Origin of the sequence: Cryobacterium sp. W22_MBD10_FK3 (genome assembly GCF_052113745.1) — a bacterium.
Taxonomy (GTDB): domain Bacteria; phylum Actinomycetota; class Actinomycetes; order Actinomycetales; family Microbacteriaceae; genus Cryobacterium.
Genome location: NZ_JBGQOH010000002.1, coordinates 157,819 through 174,396, shown reverse-complemented (window position 1 = coordinate 174,396; position 16,578 = coordinate 157,819). Strand labels below are relative to the sequence as shown.

Annotated in this window: 15 protein-coding genes; 7 read left to right on the top strand and 8 right to left on the bottom strand. The window is 68.6% G+C overall.

Annotation, left to right across the window (positions count from 1 at the left end):
• The first annotated feature begins 110 nt into the window (after positions 1-110).
• Positions 111-1,418: an ATP-binding protein gene (locus ACEN2M_RS03765; RefSeq protein ID WP_441646793.1), complete on the top strand. Its 1,308-nt coding sequence runs from the start codon at positions 111-113 to the stop codon at positions 1,416-1,418.
• Entirely contained in the window at positions 1,415-2,104 is a 690-nt protein-coding gene (locus ACEN2M_RS03760) for a LuxR C-terminal-related transcriptional regulator (protein ID WP_441646792.1), read from the top strand. The genes ACEN2M_RS03765 and ACEN2M_RS03760 overlap by 4 nt, the downstream gene beginning before the upstream one ends.
• On the opposite strand, the gene ACEN2M_RS03755 is transcribed toward ACEN2M_RS03760, so the two are convergent.
• Both ACEN2M_RS03755 and ACEN2M_RS03750 read right to left on the bottom strand, forming a co-directional pair.
• A complete protein-coding gene (locus ACEN2M_RS03755; protein ID WP_441646791.1) occupies positions 2,101-2,838 on the bottom strand; it encodes a glutamine amidotransferase in 738 nt (245 codons plus the stop codon). The genes ACEN2M_RS03760 and ACEN2M_RS03755 overlap by 4 nt on opposite strands.
• A gap of 161 nt (positions 2,839-2,999) precedes the next feature.
• Positions 3,000-4,997, bottom strand: coding sequence for an alpha/beta hydrolase-fold protein (locus ACEN2M_RS03750; RefSeq protein ID WP_441646790.1), 1,998 nt, complete (start codon positions 4,995-4,997; stop codon positions 3,000-3,002).
• A gap of 243 nt (positions 4,998-5,240) precedes the next feature.
• On the opposite strand from ACEN2M_RS03750, the gene ACEN2M_RS03745 reads away from it, so the two are divergent.
• A complete protein-coding gene (locus tag ACEN2M_RS03745) occupies positions 5,241-6,080 on the top strand; it encodes a thymidylate synthase (protein WP_441646789.1) in 840 nt (279 codons plus the stop codon).
• Positions 6,070-6,612: a dihydrofolate reductase gene (locus ACEN2M_RS03740; RefSeq protein WP_441646788.1), complete on the top strand. Its 543-nt coding sequence runs from the start codon at positions 6,070-6,072 to the stop codon at positions 6,610-6,612. Before ACEN2M_RS03745 ends, ACEN2M_RS03740 begins: the two co-directional genes overlap by 11 nt.
• Here ACEN2M_RS03740 and ACEN2M_RS03735 read toward each other — a convergent pair.
• Both ACEN2M_RS03735 and ligD read right to left on the bottom strand, forming a co-directional pair.
• Complete coding sequence (locus ACEN2M_RS03735) at positions 6,602-7,726, bottom strand: CPBP family intramembrane glutamic endopeptidase (protein ID WP_441646787.1); 1,125 nt, start codon at positions 7,724-7,726, stop codon at positions 6,602-6,604. The genes ACEN2M_RS03740 and ACEN2M_RS03735 overlap by 11 nt on opposite strands.
• A 150-nt stretch (positions 7,727-7,876) precedes the next feature.
• Positions 7,877-8,899 (bottom strand): non-homologous end-joining DNA ligase, encoded by a 1,023-nt coding sequence (gene ligD / locus ACEN2M_RS03730; RefSeq protein WP_441646786.1) that lies wholly within the window; start codon positions 8,897-8,899, stop codon positions 7,877-7,879.
• Between the two features lie 152 nt (positions 8,900-9,051).
• Here ligD and ACEN2M_RS03725 point away from each other — a divergent pair, with 152 nt between their 5' ends.
• Positions 9,052-10,698, top strand: a complete 1,647-nt coding sequence (locus tag ACEN2M_RS03725; protein WP_441646785.1) for a DUF222 domain-containing protein — start codon at positions 9,052-9,054, stop codon at positions 10,696-10,698.
• Positions 10,699-10,745: 47 nt separating this feature from the next.
• On the opposite strand, the gene ACEN2M_RS03720 is transcribed toward ACEN2M_RS03725, so the two are convergent.
• The 3 genes from ACEN2M_RS03720 to ACEN2M_RS03710 form a co-directional block, all read right to left on the bottom strand.
• The gene (locus ACEN2M_RS03720; protein ID WP_441646784.1) at positions 10,746-11,174 is read right to left on the bottom strand and encodes a VOC family protein; all 429 of its coding nucleotides are present in this window, start codon (positions 11,172-11,174) and stop codon (positions 10,746-10,748) included.
• 225 nt (positions 11,175-11,399) lie between these two features.
• Positions 11,400-13,133, bottom strand: a complete 1,734-nt coding sequence (locus ACEN2M_RS03715; RefSeq protein ID WP_441646783.1) for a putative bifunctional diguanylate cyclase/phosphodiesterase — start codon at positions 13,131-13,133, stop codon at positions 11,400-11,402.
• A 149-nt stretch (positions 13,134-13,282) separates the two neighbouring features.
• Positions 13,283-14,158, bottom strand: a complete 876-nt coding sequence (locus ACEN2M_RS03710; protein ID WP_441646782.1) for an alpha/beta hydrolase — start codon at positions 14,156-14,158, stop codon at positions 13,283-13,285.
• A gap of 142 nt (positions 14,159-14,300) precedes the next feature.
• Here ACEN2M_RS03710 and ACEN2M_RS03705 point away from each other — a divergent pair, with 142 nt between their 5' ends.
• Positions 14,301-14,597, top strand: coding sequence for a hypothetical protein (locus ACEN2M_RS03705; RefSeq protein WP_441646781.1), 297 nt, complete (start codon positions 14,301-14,303; stop codon positions 14,595-14,597).
• Between the two features lie 45 nt (positions 14,598-14,642).
• Entirely contained in the window at positions 14,643-15,665 is a 1,023-nt protein-coding gene (locus ACEN2M_RS03700) for a glutathione S-transferase family protein (protein WP_441646780.1), read from the top strand.
• A gap of 75 nt (positions 15,666-15,740) precedes the next feature.
• Here the strand turns inward: ACEN2M_RS03700 and ACEN2M_RS03695 are convergent, their stop codons facing one another.
• Positions 15,741-16,502 (bottom strand): SDR family NAD(P)-dependent oxidoreductase, encoded by a 762-nt coding sequence (locus ACEN2M_RS03695; protein ID WP_441646779.1) that lies wholly within the window; start codon positions 16,500-16,502, stop codon positions 15,741-15,743.
• Between the last annotated feature and the right edge of the window lie 76 nt (positions 16,503-16,578).

The following is a 16,578-nucleotide window of genomic DNA, read 5'->3' as shown; positions in this document are numbered from 1 at the left end:
CCATACTGCTGCCGACCGGGCTGCCGCGGCCATGGGGGAAGACCCTGATTACACCCTGACCGTGCCGGCCAGGGTGCACCGGGCAACCCCATGGGTGCTTGGATGGTGCTGTGACCGACCTGCGCCCCACCGAATCCCGTTTCACCGGGCCCCTCGTGCGGCCACGGCTGCGCATCGTGGCCGGTGTCTGCGCGGGTTTCGCCAGGCACTCCGGCCTGCCGGTCACGTTCGTGCGCACGGTCACCTTCGTCCTCGCCCTCTGCGGTGGCGCCGGGGTGCTGCTCTACGGCTGGTTGTGGGCCACGACACCCGACGAATCCGCGGCTGCCGGCCGTGGCGACGAGAGATCCGACCGCTTGCCCAAGGCCGCGCTCACGACCTCCGGGCCTCCTCCCACCGGCGCCATCCCCACGACGCAGAACCGGGCGGCGGACGCGTCCGAGGCGGCAGCCGCCGAGCACCGGCGGGCCCCCATCACCGAGATCCTGCTCGGCCTGGCGCTGGTCGGCACGGCGGGCGCGCTGATCGCCAACCGGCTCGGCGCCGAACTGCCGCTGGATGCCATCATCCCCGCGATCGTGGCGCTGGCGGGCACCGGGCTGGCCTGGCGGCAGTTCGCGGAGCTGCGGAGCGGAGCCGGGCCCCGCAGCTCTGGCATGCTCGTGCGCGCCCTCGGGGCGCTGGTTCTGGTCGCGCTCGGCATCCTGCTGTTCTTCGTCACGAGCGAGCGCCCCAATGTCTGGACAGTGGTGGTCGCCGCCCTGTCGGTGCTCGTTGGGGTCGCCGTGGTCGTGGCCCCGTGGGCGGTGCGGCTCACGCGCGACCTCTCCGACGAGCGGGCCGCCCGGGAGCGGGAGGCCGAGCGGGCCGAGATGGCCGCCCACCTGCACGATTCGGTGCTGCAGACCCTGGCCCTCATCCAACAGAAAGCCGGCCCGCACTCGGATGCCGCCAGGCTCGCCCGCGCCCAGGAACGAGACCTGCGGGAGTGGCTGTTCACCGGCGCACCCACCGGTCCGGTCGATCTGGCCGCCGAACTGCGCGGAATCGCCACCGTGGTGGAACGCGAATTCGCCGTGCACGTCGACGTCGTCTCGGTGGGCACCACCGACCGGGAGGTGCCGGAGGCCCTGCTCGCGGCCGCGCGGGAAGCCATCCTCAACGCCGCCAGGCACGCCGGTGGCAGCGTCTCGGTGTACGTCGAATCCTCCCCCACCGCCATCGAGGTCAGCATCACCGACCGCGGACCCGGTTTCTCGGTCGGTGCGATCCCCGCGGATCGGATGGGTGTGCGCGAGTCGATCCTGGCCCGGATGCAACGCGCCGGCGGCACCGCCACCGTGCAGGCCGGCCCTGGCGGCAGCGGCACCGAGATCCGGCTCGCCCTCCCCCTCCACAGTCAGGAAGACACTCCATGACCGACCCGACCGCCAGCACCGACGACAGCGCACCCTGCGACCTCACCGTGGTGATCGTCGACGACCATTCGATCTTCAGGTCGGGCCTTCGCTCTGAGCTCGATCCTGCCCTCAGGGTTCTCGGCGAGGCAGCGACGGTCGACGAGGCCGTCGACGTCGTCGTGGCCACCCAGCCGCGCGTCGTTTTGCTCGACGTGCACCTGCCCGGCGGCACCGGCGGCGGCGGCGCCGAGGTGATCCGCGCCGCCGCGCCCCTGGCACCGGCCACCCTCTTCCTGGCGCTGAGCGTGTCGGATGCGGCAGACGACGTCGTCACCGTCATCAGGGCGGGCGCCCGCGGCTACATCACCAAGAGTTCGTCTGGGGCCGAGGTCTCGGACGCCGCCCGCCGGGTGGCCGGCGGCGACGCGGTCTTCTCGCCGCGCCTGGCCGGCTTCGTGCTCGATGCCTTCGGCGCCGTCGCCGGCGAGACCGCCGCCACCAACGACGAGCTCGACAGGCTCTCGGCCAGGGAGCAGGAGGTGATGCGGCTGATCGCCCGCGGCTATGCCTACAAGGAGGTGGCCAGCGCTCTCTTCATCTCCCCCAAGACCGTGGAGACCCACGTGTCCGCGGTGCTGCGCAAGCTGCAGCTCTCCAGCCGGCACGAGCTCACGGCTTGGGCCACTGCCCGCAAGCTGCTCTAACCGGGGGTGCCGAACCGTTCCACGAAGGCCTTCATGATGGTGGCCGGCTCGGTCACCATTGAGGCTTCGATGGCGGCGATCACGTCGTCGTAGGCATCCGGCTCGAAGTAGCCGTTGTCGTGGTAGACCCGCAGCCTGGTGAGGATGCCCGCCTGCGTGAGCTCAGGGTGGAACTGGGTGGCATAGACATTCCGGCCGATCCTGAATCCCTGCACCGGGCAGGACTCCCCTGTGGCCAGCAGCACGGCGCCGGTCGGCAGCACAGTGCAGGCCTCCTTGTGCCCCACGAAGGCCTCGAACCTCGCTGCCACCCGGCCGAACAGCTGGTCGGCGGCGCCCTCAGGGGTGAGGCTCACCACGATGGGTCCGGCCACCTCTGACCAGGTGTCGTCGACGACCCCGTCGAGGTAACTGGTGAGCAGTCCGATGCCGTAGCAGGCGCCGAGGAAGGGGAAGTCAGCTGTCAGCACCTGATCGAGCAGGCCGGCCAGTTCCCGTTCCACCCGATGCTGCACCGCGGACTTGGTTTCATCGGGGTCGCTCGCGTTGAACGGACTACCGCCCACGATCACGCCGGAGTAGTCGGCCAGGGCGATCGGCGGCATCGGTGCGGCCTCAAGACGCACCCGGTGCAGCTGCTCCGGCAGCAGTCCGCCGGCCGCCAGGAACCCCGCGTACTCGTCGTCGGCGGCCTCATCCTCGGAACGGGTCGCCAGCAGCAGAAAGGGCTTCACCGCCCCATGTTACCGATCATGTGCGTGCATCGTGGTGATCTGACAACGGGATTGCCCGGCAGCCAGAGGCGAGCCAGAGGCGCCGGGCCGCGGGCGCATCCAGGCACGACGGAGGCCGCTCCCCGGCGCGCCGGGGAGCGGCCCCGTCTGACGGGGGTGCCCTAGCGCTTCAGCGCTCGGCGTCGCCCGAGGACCAGCAGTGCTATCCCGGCCGCCACCAGGGCGAGCACGGCACCGAAGCCGCCCGACGAGTCGACTCCCGTGGCAGCCAGGGCCTGGCCGTGGTTCTTGGTGGCCGCGGCCGCAGCAGCGGGTGTCGGCGTCGGCGTGGCGGTCGCCGTCGGTGGTGTGACCGCCGGGGCGGTGGGGCTGGGGGTCGGTGCGGGCTCGGTCACCGGCTCAGGCCCGTTGTTCTCCACGAGTCCGGCCGCCCGCACGTGCTCGGAGTGCATTCCGAACGAGTCGGCGATGCGCGGAACCCAGCAGGCGTCATTGTGACGCCCCTCCGGGTACAGCGCATAGGTGTGCGGAACCCCCTTGCCGGTGAGCAGGGTGTCCAGTGACCGCGCTGCGTTGTCGAAGGCATAGTCATCGAACTCGCAGGCGTCGAAGAAGTAGTCGTTCCGCGACAACGCCTCGGTGGACAGTGCGGCCACGACCGTGAGCGGGGATGCCGACTGGCCCTCTGGTCCGCCGGGTGAGGTTACACCCACCTGCGCCGGGGCCAGGTTCAGGGCTCCCATGTGCGAGGCCATCGAGGAGAACAGGTCGGGGTAGGCCAGCCCGAGGGAATATGCACCGAACCCGCCCATCGAGACTCCGGACAGGCCGCGGTACTCGCGGGTGGCGAGCGTGCGGTACTGCTCGTCCACCTGCGGGATCATCTCCGTGATGAACATCGTTCGCCAGGGTGCGCCGCCGTCATTGTCGACGTACCAGAGCGAGTCGGCATCGGGCATGATCACGATCGATTCGGCGAGTCCTCCGGTGGTGTACAGCTCGTCGAGCTTGGTCCCGAAGTCCCGCGGCTCCCATTCCCGGCTGCCGCCGTTGAAACCGTGCAGCAAGTAGATGACGGGGAACTCACGGTCGGGCTGGGTGAAGTAGGACGGCGGCAGGTACGCGATGTACTCTCGGCGCGCGTCCTCCACCGCTGACTCCACGTAGTCGCGGAAGAACCGGGAGTGGTTTCCCTCCTCGGTTCGGGTGTCCCGGTCGAGGGTCAGGAACTCCTGGGCGGTGGGCTGGAAGCTGAACGGCTGGCCGTTCCGCATCCCGCTGATGGTGCGGTTGGTGTCGACGACGAGGCGACCGTCCGAACTCTCCACGATCTCCACGCTGGCATCGGTCAGCGTCAGGGTCCCCGACTCGGCCAACCACTGCCGCAACTCGCTCTCCCTGCGGGCACGGTCACGACCGTCGTGCACGTAGTCGTCGGAGAGCGTCGCCAGATATGCGTCGACGTCGCCGGACGCGAGGGCGCCGGCCTGTGCCGCCAGCAGGTCATTCACCCAGCCCGTGGCCGCAGGGTCGGCGAGCGGCCCCGGGATGCCGAGAACCTCCTCGCGCAGGGCGTCCTTCGAGTACAGGCCGACGGGGCCCTGATACCAACCGCCGCCGCCGGTCATGTCGTACAGGCGGACAGCCAGCGTGTTGCTCCCTCCGAACACCGGCAGAGCGGCCGGAACCGGGTAGAGCCTTTGTTCGAACCATTGGCTCTCGGCATCCGGCGGCAAGGAACCAGACCCGTTGATCCGGGTGCCGTTCAGGTAGACCTCGTCGACATCATCCATGAACCCCATGGAGGCCACCAGGTTTGTGCCTGCCGCCTCGGTGGGCAGGTCGAAGGTGAGCCGGTACCAGGCGAAGCCGTCGTAGTCGTCGAACTCGCGGCCGCCGCCCAGCTCGGGCACCGACACGGCGGACCAGGCGGAATCGTCGAAGGCCGGGTCGGCCCAGGCGAGATCGTCGCCCAAGGAGAACTGCCACTGACCGGTCAGGTCCAGGTTCACCGAGGTGCCGGTCGCGGCGGCCGACGGGGCCGCTGGTGCCAGTGCCAGCAGCGGTGCGGCCGTTATCGCCACAGCGGCAACGGAGGCGATGAGCGGGCGGCGCGCGTTGTGCCGCGCCGTCCGGGGATGGGTGTGATTGAGATCCATGCGCTCCAACTTCATTGTTGTGCCAACTTCAGTGTTGTGGGCGGGAGCGTGTATCTGTGCACGTTCCCAGGCGCGAAGAAAAAGCAGTTGACCAGCTCATCCCCGACTCAGACAGACGCTACTGTGAACGTACACAGAAATCAAGCATCCGTTCGCGGCACCGGTGGGACAACCCACTGAGACCGGTCTGGCACCCGCGAATCAATGCCCCGGCGACGGCCGGCACCGGGTAGATTTGAGCCAATGAAAAGTCAGCCGGAACCCAGCCTGAGCGACGCCAGCGCGATCGCGACCCCCTACGAAGACCTGCTGCGCCTGGTTCTGGAAACCGGGGCGAACAAGGCCGACCGCACGGGAACGGGCACCCTCAGCGTCTTCGGCGCCCAGCTGCGCTTCGACCTCAGTAAGGGATTCCCGCTGATCACCACCAAGCGGGTGCACTTCCCCTCGCTGGCCTACGAACTGCTCTGGTTCCTGCGCGGAGAGAGCAACGTGGGCTGGCTGCGCGAGCACGGCGTGCGCATCTGGAACGAGTGGGCCGACGAACAGGGCGAGCTCGGCCCGGTATACGGCGTGCAGTGGCGTTCCTGGCCCACCCCGGACGGCGGCCACATCGACCAGATCGCCCAGGTCATCGAGACCCTCAAGACCAACCCGGATTCCCGGCGCATCATCGTGTCGGCCTGGAACGTCGCGGACATCCCCGAGATGGCCCTGGCCCCCTGCCACGCCCTGTTCCAGTTCTACGTGGCCGACGGCAAGCTCTCCTGCCAGCTGTACCAGCGCAGCGCCGACCTCTTCCTCGGCGTGCCGTTCAACATCGCCAGCTATGCGCTGCTCACCCACCTCGTCGCCGCCCAGACCGGCCTCGAGGTGGGCGACTTCATCTGGACCGGCGGCGACTGCCACATCTACTCCAATCACCTCGAGCAGGTCACCGAGCAGCTCAGCCGCACTCCGTTCCCGGCACCCCAGCTGAAGATCACCACCGAACGCGACAGCATCTTCGACTACGAGTTCGAGGACCTCGAGGTCGTCGACTACGTGCACCACCCCGCGATCAAGGCCCCTGTTGCCGTCTGAGACTTCCGGGTCCGACGCGGGCGTGACGCCGGCAGCGGATGCCCAGATCGGCCTGATCTGGGCGCAAGCCGCCAACGGGGTCATCGGCGACGCCGGCAGCATCCCCTGGCACCTGCCGGAAGACCTGGCCAGGTTCAAGGAACTGACCCAGGGCGGTGCTGTCATCATGGGCCGCCGCACCTGGGATTCGCTCCCGGAGAGATTCCGTCCCCTGGTCGGACGGCACAACGTCGTCATCACCCGGCAGCAGGCCTGGGCCGCTGAGGGTGCCACCGTGGTGCATTCCCTGGCCGGGGCGCTGGCCGCCGCGGCGCCGGCATCCGTGTGGATCATCGGCGGTGGCGACATCTACCGGCAGTCGATGCCGCTGGCCGATCGTCTCGAGGTGACCGAGGTCGACCTCGACGCCGCGGGTGACACGGTGGCTCCCGGCGTCGATGCCGGCTACACGCAGACCGCTGTCACCGAGTGGCTGACCTCCCGCACCGGGCTGCGCTACCGGTTCGTGAGCTACGAGCGCATCACGGCCTAGCCGGTCGACGCTGCAGGGCCGGCTGCGTGCGGAACTGCCCGGTCAGCACCAGCACGGCGATGACCAGTGCCATCACGATCCAGGTCACCCAGCCGAGCGGGCCGGTGGATACCGGGTCGGCGGAGGTGTCGGCGGCAACCACCAGCAGCAGGAACCCGGCCGTCGCGTTGAACGCGCCGTGGGCGAACACCGCCGGCCAGACCGATCCCGTGCGCAGGCGCAACCAGCCCAGCAGCACCCCGTAGAGCACGCAGCCGCCGATCATGAGACCGACGCCCAGCAGGTTGGGCTGGCCGAAGTTGTAGCCGAGCAGGATCAGCGGGCTGTGCCAGAAGCCCCAGACCGCTCCGGAGATGAGCAGCGCCGGCCAGGTGCCGAGCGGGCGCAGGGTCGGCAGTAGCCAGCCGCGCCAGCCGATCTCTTCACCGAGGGCGAAGAGGCCGTTGAAGATCGCCGCGACGGGGATCATCAGCAGCTGGAGCAGCACGATGAGTCCAACGGGAATGGGTGACTCGACCGGGCTGGCCGCCTGCACTACCTGGGCGAAGCCGGAGAAGCTCACCAGGTCGAGCTGCACCAGGCCGAGGGCGGCGGCCAGGAACACGCCGGCAATCACCACCAGGGCGCTACCGAAGATTCCGAACACGGTCATCCAGATGGTGCGCCCCGCTGGGCGCAGCGGCCACAGACCCAGGTACTCGGTCACCGGTCGGGGCCTCGGGCGCTGCACCATGAACACCACAAACAGGGCGGCGATGCCGGGCGTGAACATGATCACCGGCAGCAGCAGGCCGGCGAACGGGTTGGCGAGGCCGCTGCCGTCCAGCCACAGGGGCAGCGCCACGAGCCAGGCCAGGCCGCAGGCCATCACGATGAAGATCGTCACGGCTGTCCAGGGCACTCGGGCCGGGATGAGGGTGTCGGTCTGGTCGGGTGCGGCGGTCCGGTCGGGTGCGGCGGTCCGGTCGGGTGCGGCGGTCCGGTCGAGTGCGGCGGTCCGGTCGGGTGCGGCGGTCCGGTCGAGTGCGGCGGTCCGGTCGAGTGCGGCGGTCCGGTCGGGTGCGGCGGTCTGGTCGGGTGCGGCGGTCTGGTCGCTCTGGATCGGTGCACTCATACCCTCGACGCTAGCCACAGCCGCGCCGCCGGACATCCCCCACCAGACGGAGTAGGGCCGTGACCGTCTCGCGAAAGCGGCTCAACGGTTGCTTCGACGTCGCTGAAGCAGCCACACGGGCGCTCTCGCGAGCTTGACGGCGCGCGGATGCTACGGGTCGTGGCGCGCGCGGCTGGGCTGCACGCGCGGCGGTTCCCCGGGCATCTTGGGATAGTCCGGCGGGAACGGCAGCTCCCCCAAGCCCTGAGCCAGATCGCGTTCCCACCACTCGAGCAGAGTGTCGATGCGGCCCGGCCGGTCATGCATCCGCGCCCAGGGATCACCGACGTCGCGCAGGCGATCCGGCACCGACAGAATCGTGTGCGCCGTAGGGTCTGTGCTCTCCAGTTCGTCCCAGGTGATCGGGCACGACACCGGGGCGTGCGCCAGCGCCCGGGGGCTGTATGCGCCCGCCATCGTGCGGTCCCGGTTGGCCTGGTTGAAGTCCACGAAGATGCGGCTGCCCCGCTCCTCCTTCCACCAGGCAGTGGTGACGGTCTTCGGCAGGCGGCGCTCCACCTCGCGGGCGGCCGCGATCACGGCGTGCCGCACCACCTGGAATTCGCGGGTCGGCTCGATGGGAGCGAACACGTGCAACCCGCGGTTGCCGCTGGTCTTGACGAACGCCGTGAGCCCGGCTTCGGCCAGCACCGCGCGCAGTTCGATGGCCACCGGGATCGCGTCGTCGAAGTCGGTGCCGGGCTGCGGGTCCAGGTCGATACGCAGCTGATCGGGGTTGTCGGTGTTCTCCGCCCGAGACGGCCAGGGGTGAAAGACCACGGTGTTCATCTGCACGGCCCAGACGGCGCCGGCGGGTTCGTCGATCACGAGCTGCGGATGCGTGCGCCCGCTCGGATAGACCACCGGCACCGCCCGCACGAACTCCGGCGCCCCCTTGGGCGGATTCTTCGAGAAGAACTGCTCGCCGTCGATGCCGCCGGGAAACCTCTGCAGCGACACCGGCCGGCCCCCGTTCGCCGCGACGAAGGCCTCTCCCACAGCCACGATGTACTCGGCCAGGTCGAGCTTGGTGATGCCTGCCTCCGGCCACAGCACCCGGCTCGGGCTGGACAGACGCATGGTGCGCTCGCCGTGCGGCCCGGCAACGGTGAGTTCAGTCGATTCGCTCGCCATGCGCCCCAACCTAGCCCCGATCTCGCCAGCGAACCGTGAGCCGGGCGCCGCATCTCGCGATTCTTGGGGCTCTGCTCCCGGCTCGATGATGAGATCGTGCGGGCTGGCGCCGGGGAGGCTGCAATGTCGGTGGTAGGTGAGACGATCTCAGCATGAGTAGCCCTGATGTGGCACCACCGCCGGCTTCGGACGATGACGACTACTCTCCGAAGCCCAACCTGGACGAACACGTCCGGGTCGAACTCGCCCAGATCACCGAGGAAGCCGCCGCCGAGTACCGTTCGATCGCTGCCGCCGAGGCCCGCTACGCCGCGAAGCTGGTGGAGTTGCAGGAATGGAGCGAGCAACCCCAGGTCGCCTCGAGGCTGCACGGCGACCTGGCGGGCATCCGGGCCGCCGACCAGAACGCGGCCACGATGACCGCCGATCAGGCCCGGGCGGCCGCGTTCACCCGGTGGGGCAACCCCGAGGTCGCCCGGCGCACCGTGGTGAGCGAACTGGCCTGCCTGATCCACGTGGCCGAACGCACCGTGGAACGCCGGATGGACCAGGGCCGCGCGCTCAGCTACAGCGCCCCGGCAACGTTCGACGCTCTCGCGGCCGGGCAGATCAGTTACCGGCACGCCCTGGCCCTGCTCGAACAGCTCGACACCCTCCCGATGGAGCACCAGGCCGCGTTCGAAGAAGCCGTGCTCCCGCACGCCAAACGCCTGCCGGTGGGCCGCTTCATCACCAAGGCCCACCGGTTGCGGGAGAAACTGCACCCGGAGTCCATCGTGACCCGCAGCACACAGGCCCTCGCGCAGCGGCACAGCCGCTGGGAGGCCGCCGCGGACGGGATGGGCTGGCTGCACTGGTACGGCACCGCGCACGACACCAAAGCCGCCTACGACCGGATCAACGCCATGGCGGTGTCACTGAAGAAGATCGGCGACCCCACAGCCACCGACCGTCCGGACGCCACGTCCGGCAGCGGTGTCGCGTTCGGAATCGGCGCGGCAGCCGGCATCGGCGCGGCAGCCGGCATCGGCGCGGCAGCCGGGATCGGCGCGGCAGCCGGGATCGGCGCGGCAGCCGGGATCGGTCAGGACCCGGCCGAGGAGCTCCCCACCCGCACCCTGGATCAGCTCCGCGCCGATGTCACCCGGGCGCTCCTGCTAGACGGCATCACGCCGGACGGGATGGGCGCCGGCGTCCGCGGCACGGTGATGATCACCGTGCCCGTGCTGACCCTGCTCGGCCTGGACGAGGAACCCGCCACCCTCGAAGGGTACGGGCCGATCTCGCCCGAGACGGCCCGGGAGATCGCCGGCCACGCACCCAGCTTCACCCGGTTGCTCACCCACCCGGAGACCGGGGTGGTGCTCTCGCTGGGCAAGACCCAGCACAAGAACACCAAAGCCATGAAGAAATGGCTCCGGGTGCGTGATGAAACCTGCCGGTTCCCCGGGTGCGCCCGCCCCGCGGTGACCAGCGACGTCGACCACACCGACCCGTGGGCCGACGGCGGCCGAACCGACAGCGACAACCTCGCCCACCTCTGCGAACCGCATCACCGGCTCAAACACCTCTCGCAGTGGCGGGTCACCCAGGAGCCGGGCGGGATTCTGCTGTGGACCTCGCCCGGCCAGCGCAGTTACCGCACCGATCCGGCCAACCCGATGGGACCACCCCGGCCGCGGCCACCGACGGTGGGGCCGACCACCCGGAAGCGGCCCGCCGATGACAGCTACCTGCTGCCCCGGCATCGGCCGAAGCGGCACCCGACGCCACCGGTGCCCGACAATCCGCCGTTTTAGGTCCCCGACGGTCGCGCCCGTCGCGGAGACCCCACTTCGCCCGCGAATCAGGATGGCTCGGGAGCACCGGCGATGTTCACCAACCAGGACACCCCGAACCTGTCGACGCACATGCCGAAGCTGTCTCCCCACGGCGCGACTTCCAGCGGCATCGTCACCGATCCGCCGTCGACAAGCCTGGTCCAGTAGCCGCGCAGCTGGGCAGCGTCTTCGCTGTCTCCGCTGAGCGACACCGAGAAATTGTTGCCGGGTATGTACTCCATCGCGTTCGGGGTGTCCGCCGCCATGAGCGACAGACCGTTCGGGGTGGTGAGCGCCGCGTGCATCGTCTTGTCCTGCTCACTCGGATCCTCACTGGCCTGGAATTCGGCATACGTGCTGCGGGTCAGCTCGCCGCCGAAGATCGAGTGGTAGAACTCCATGGCGTCCTTGGCATTGTCGCGGAAGTTCAAATAGGGGTTGAGCTTCGTGCTCATGATGGTCTCCTCGCTGCCGGACTCGCGCCCGTGCCGTTGGTTTCTGGAAGGAACTGTCTGGAACGCACTGTCTGGAAGGAACTGTCTGGAACGCACTGTCTGGACTGTTCTGTTTGGAATGTTCTGTCTGGAACGTGCGCCTGCCTACCCTGCAGAGATTATCGACCGGTCGGCGCGGATACGCGAGGTGCACCCCACGATCGGCCCGAACGATGAGCCGCGCCCCTAGACAAATAGTTGCGCCGCAGGCAACAGCTGGGCGGGCACGGGCCGGGAGATCAGGTAACCCTGGGCGGTGTCGCAGCCCATCGCCCGAAGCAGATGCAATTGCCCGGCCCGCTCCACCCCTTCCGCAGTCACCCGCAGGCCCAACGCGTGGGCCGTGTCGATGACCCCGCCCACCAGGAGCGCATCCTGAGGCGAGTCCTCGATCGCGTCGATGAAGGTCTTGTCGATTTTCACCGTGGTCAGCGGAAGGTCTCTCAGCATGGCCAGTGAGGAGTACCCGGTTCCGTAGTCGTCGAGCGCGATGCTCAAGCCCGCGTCACGCAACGCCTGCAGCTGGCCGATCGCCCGCGGCAGGTCGGTGATCTCGGACCCCTCGGTGATCTCCACCTGCAGAAATTCGGCGGGCACCCGATGGGCGGCAAGTGCGGCGAGGACCTGGGGAACCACCGTGCGGGCGGCGAGCTGCAGCGGTGACACGTTGATTGCGATGCTGCGTGGCTCACCGGCATCCAGCCATCGGCGCGCCTGAGCGCACGCCTGGTCTATCACCCACTCACCGATGCGGTGGATGTCTCCGGACAGCTCGAAGATCGGGATGAACTCCGCCGGTGACACCTCCCCCAACACCCTGTCGTGCCAGCGCAGGAGGGCCTCGACGGCGGTGCATTCCCCGGTGACCAGGTCAAGCTGTGGTTGAAAGTGCAGCGTGAAGGTCTCGGATTCGAACGCGGCCGTCAGCCGGCGCCGGATCAGCGCGTTGCGGGTGATCGGCGCGGCGCCCTTCCCATCGAGCCGGGCCACCTGGCGTTTGCCGGCCTTCTTGGCCTTGATCATGGCTCCGTCGGCGTGCCTGAGCAGAGCGTCGAGTTGGCTCAGCTCCAGTTCGTCGACCACGTCGACAGCCATCGAGACGCCCACCGACGCCGACAGGTGCAGCAGATGACCGTCGCTCGTGAATGGAGCGGCGGCCTGGAGCACCACCCGGTTCGCGACGTGCAGAGCCTGCTCCTCGGTGACATTCACCAGCAGCGCCGCGAATTCGTCGCCGCCGAGCCGGGCCAGCACATCAGTGGGACGCATCAGCCCCCGCAGCCGGTCGGCGAACCCGACCAGAACCTCGTCGCCCGCCCGGTGTCCGAAGGTGTCGTTGACGGCCTTGAACCCGTCCAGATCGATGAACAGCACAGCCACGCCGGCCAGGTCATCCGCGGTGAACGTCGAACCTCGCTCCTCGAGCTGGCGCCGGTTGGCGAGCCCGGTGAGGGAATCGTGCAGGGCGGCGTACCTGAAGTCGGACGACAGCCGTTCGAACAGCTGCGACACCGAGACAACACCCGGCCCCGAATCGGTCAGCACGAGCACATCCCGGTACCTGGACTCCTCGGGCAAGGTGAGGATGCGCCGGGCTGCGTGACCGAGTTCCAGGTTTCCCGGCAGCGAGAACGCATTTCCCGACACCATCTGCGCGGCCGTCGACCGCACGTGCAAGCCCCGGCCGTAACCGAGTCGCCCCGTGAGCGTGTATTCCACGTGCTCGCGGGTCAAGAGCGCATACCGGTCGCCGTCGTGCACCACCAGCGACCGCAGCGCGCGGTCGGCCCGGAAGGTGCGATCGATGTCGGCCAACGGCGTGTCCGCAGGCACCAGACGGGCAGGCGAAGTCAGCTCGCCGAGACTGACGGGCCGGTCAGCCCGCAGTTCCCGGTTTGCCGTCTGGGATTCTAAGCTCATACAAAATGAATACCGGACGCCGTGAGTGTCACCTAACCCGCTCGCCGCTGTTTGCTTCGCGTTAAGGTGCGGGGGGCACCCCCAGAATGGCCGTCTGTGCCGGCGGCAGCCCTCGACGCGAACGTGGCTGCTGGCCTACCTGGCGCGGGTCACCTGGCCGATGCCCGGTCGAACCGACGCACAAAGGCGAGGGCGGGCTCGGCCACGTCGCGCCATCCGCTGTCGATGACCAGGGAGTGGCCGCGACCGGGGATCTCGGCGATTTCGGTGATGCCTTCGTTCTTGGCCTGCAGCTTGTAACTCGCCCGGGTGATGGCGAGCGGCACCGTGTTGTCGTTCTCCCCGGCCAAGACCAGCAGCGCGCCGCGGTTGGGGTTCTTGGTATCCACCCTGGTCTCACCGCCGAACGGATTGAAGTTCGCCACCGCGGCCTGGAACAGTGGCGCCCCGGACGCGGGTACGTGATAGTCGGTGTACAGCTGCTTGGCCTCGGACTCGTCCAGGTTGTTCGCCCAGCCGTACTGGAACTGCTCGAAGGTGAGTGAGATCGCCTTTCCGCGGTTGCCCGGGTTACCCAGCACCGGGGATGCCGACTTGAGCGCCGAAGCGGGCAACGGCAGCACACCCTTGAACGGCGCGTTGTCGATCGAGACCGTGGCGAAGGCCACGCCCTCCCCCGCCAGCTTCTGGGCGATCAGCCCGCCGAACGAGTGACCGATCACCGCGGGCGTTTGGGTGAGCCGTGAGATCGCTTCGAGGTAATGGTCGGTGACCTGTTGCACCATCTTGTGGGCGAAGGCCTCGGGCGCTTCGTAGGCCTCCGCCACGGTGCGGGGGTCATCCGGCCAGCCCGGCGCGATGGTCGTGTAGCCGTTGGCTTCGAACATGTCACGCCACGACTTCCAGCTGCTGGAGAGCAGCCAGAGTCCGTGCACGAAGACCACGGGGGTGAGCCCGGACGCATTGGCCCGGTCGATCTCGTCCAACTCCCACGGCGCGAGGGTGGGCGCTTCGGTGTCAGCCATGTCGCTGGTCCTTTCTGTCGGAGAATCGGGTTCAGTCGGGTTGGGGTACAGGTCGTGAATAGCCGGGACGACCCGTCTGCGCAAGGCTTCGCTGGCGCTCGGCTACGCTGACGTTCACCCGTCACCTCGCAAAAGGACGCCCATGGACCACGTCGCCACCCTCGTCGCCGATATTCACGCCACCAAGCCGGAGGCCCTCGGCATCATCGCCGCGGCCCTGGATGCGACGGTGCAGGGCGCTCACACCGCGTCCGCTTTCGTCGCCCTGCCGCACGGCGTGCGGGTCGAGGTGGAGATCCCCAAGTTCGGGGAGGCGCCGCCCCTGGCCATCGACGTGCACGATCCGCGCGGCGAGGCCGAGGCTCGCTCGTCAGCACAATCCTTGCTTGAGCTGCTCACCGAGGCCACGGCGTGGCCAGTGCACCATCTGCACGACTGAAGAAACTCCATGCGTACGCACGGTTTTTTCCCGTACCGTGGAGTGATGAGCAATCTGACCCCCAGCACGCTGCGTCCGAGTTACGTGGAGCCCGGCAAGGACTTCGACCGCGACACCAACTACATCGAAGACCGCATCACCCGCGACGGCCGCGACGGCTGGCCGGTGGAACCCGGCCGCTACCGCCTGGTGGCCGCGCGCGCATGCCCGTGGGCGAATCGCACCGCCATCGTGCGCCGGCTGCTCGGCCTGGAGCGAGTCATCTCGCTCGGCCTGCCCGGCCCCACCCACGACAAGAACAGCTGGACCTTCGACCTCGACCCGGACGGGGTCGACCCGGTTCTGGGTATCGAACGCATCCAGGACGCATACTTCGCCCGGTTCCCTGACTACCCCCGGGGCATCACCGTGCCGGCGATCGTCGATGTGCCCTCGGGCAAGCTCGTGACCAACAACTACCCGCAGATCACCCTCGACTTCGAGACCGAGTGGGTGGAATATCACCGGCCCGGCGCCCCGGACCTCTACCCCGAGGCCCTGCGTGCCGAGATCGACGAGGTCGCCGACCTGATCTTCCACGACGTCAACAACGGCGTCTACAAGTGCGGCTTCGCAGGCAGCCAGAAGTCGTACGAGCGGGCCTACAACACCCTGTTCGAGCGGCTCGACTGGCTCGAGGAGCGACTGGCCGGCCAGCGCTACCTCGTTGGCGACACGATCACCGAGGCCGACATCCGCCTGTTCACCACGCTGGCCAGGTTCGATGCCGTTTATCACGGCCACTTCAAGTGCAACCGCAACAAGCTCAGCGAGATGCCGGTGCTCTGGGCCTACGCCCGCGACCTGTTCCAGACCCCCGGCTTCGGCGACACCATCGACTTCGAGCAGATCAAGCGGCACTACTACGTGACCCACAGCGACATCAACCCCACCGGCATCGTGCCCAAGGGGCCGGATGCGTCGGTGTGGCTCACCGCGCACGGCCGCGAGGCTCTGGGCGGCCGGCCGTTCGGCGTCGGTACCGCGCCGGAGGCGCCGCTCGAAAACGAGCGGGTACCGTCGCTCTAGGCCCCACCGCGCCAGTGATTGCGAAAATCCCCCTTCGTTTCGATGACGACGGGGGATTTCTGCAAGTGAACCGGGTTAGCGGGCGAGCCAGCCGCCGTCGACCGGCAGCGTGATCCCGTTGATGTAGTCGGAGGCGCTGCTGGAGAGGAACACCGCGGCACCGACCAGGTCGGACGCCTCGCCCCAGCGGCCGGCCGGGATGCGGTCGAGGATCGCCTTGGAGCGCGCCCCGTCCGCCCGCAGGTCGGTGGTGTTGGCCGTGGCGATGTAGCCGGGTGCGATGGCGTTCACGTTGACACCGGAGACGGCCCATTCGTTCGCCAGCGCCTTCGCCAGGCCGACGATGGCCGACTTGGATGCGGTGTATCCGGGCACGTTCACGCCGCCCTGGAAGCTCAGCAGGGAGGCGGTGAAGATGATCTTGCCGTGGCCACGGGCCACCATGTTGGCGCCGACGGCACGACTCAGAACGAACTGCGACGACAAGTTCACGGCGATGACTTCGTCCCAGAACTCGTCGGAGTGCTCGGCGGCGGGGGCCCGGCGGATGGTTCCGGCGTTGTTGATCAGGATGTCGGCGTTCAGCGCGGCCAGGTCGGTGCCGAGGGCGGTGATGGCGGCGCGGTCGGCGTAGTCGGTGTCGTAAGGGGTGAAGGTGCGGCCCAGGGCTTCCACGCGCTGGGAGACCTCGCTGCCGGTCATGGGCATGTTGACACTCACACCCACGATGTCGGCGCCGGCCGCTGCCAGCCCTTCCGCCATGGCGAGCCCGATGCCGCTGCTGGCACCCGTGACGATGGCTACCTTGCCGGTGAGGTCGAAGGGATTCGCGGTCATGGTGGTGCTCCTCTATGAGTCTGACGGATGGGACGAGTCGGGCGGATGATGTAGCGTTCTGCCGGGCGGAACTCTG

Excerpts from the sequence above, each read along its gene's own strand:
- ACEN2M_RS03720 (WP_441646784.1), bottom strand. The coding sequence starts at position 11,174 with ATGAGCACGAAGCTCAACCCCTATTTGAACTTCCGCGACAATGCCAAG.
- ACEN2M_RS03735 (WP_441646787.1), bottom strand. The coding sequence starts at position 7,726 with ATGAGTGCACCGATCCAGAGCGACCAGACCGCCGCACCCGACCAGACC.
- ACEN2M_RS03745 (WP_441646789.1), top strand. The coding sequence starts at position 5,241 with ATGAAAAGTCAGCCGGAACCCAGCCTGAGCGACGCCAGCGCGATCGCG.
- ACEN2M_RS03725 (WP_441646785.1), top strand. The coding sequence starts at position 9,052 with ATGAGTAGCCCTGATGTGGCACCACCGCCGGCTTCGGACGATGACGAC.
- ACEN2M_RS03695 (WP_441646779.1), bottom strand. The coding sequence starts at position 16,502 with ATGACCGCGAATCCCTTCGACCTCACCGGCAAGGTAGCCATCGTCACG.
- ACEN2M_RS03710 (WP_441646782.1), bottom strand. The coding sequence starts at position 14,158 with ATGGCTGACACCGAAGCGCCCACCCTCGCGCCGTGGGAGTTGGACGAG.
- ACEN2M_RS03700 (WP_441646780.1), top strand. The coding sequence starts at position 14,643 with ATGAGCAATCTGACCCCCAGCACGCTGCGTCCGAGTTACGTGGAGCCC.
- ACEN2M_RS03715 (WP_441646783.1), bottom strand. The coding sequence starts at position 13,133 with ATGAGCTTAGAATCCCAGACGGCAAACCGGGAACTGCGGGCTGACCGG.
- ACEN2M_RS03705 (WP_441646781.1), top strand. The coding sequence starts at position 14,301 with ATGGACCACGTCGCCACCCTCGTCGCCGATATTCACGCCACCAAGCCG.
- ligD (WP_441646786.1), bottom strand. The coding sequence starts at position 8,899 with ATGGCGAGCGAATCGACTGAACTCACCGTTGCCGGGCCGCACGGCGAG.
- ACEN2M_RS03760 (WP_441646792.1), top strand. The coding sequence starts at position 1,415 with ATGACCGACCCGACCGCCAGCACCGACGACAGCGCACCCTGCGACCTC.
- ACEN2M_RS03750 (WP_441646790.1), bottom strand. The coding sequence starts at position 4,997 with ATGGATCTCAATCACACCCATCCCCGGACGGCGCGGCACAACGCGCGC.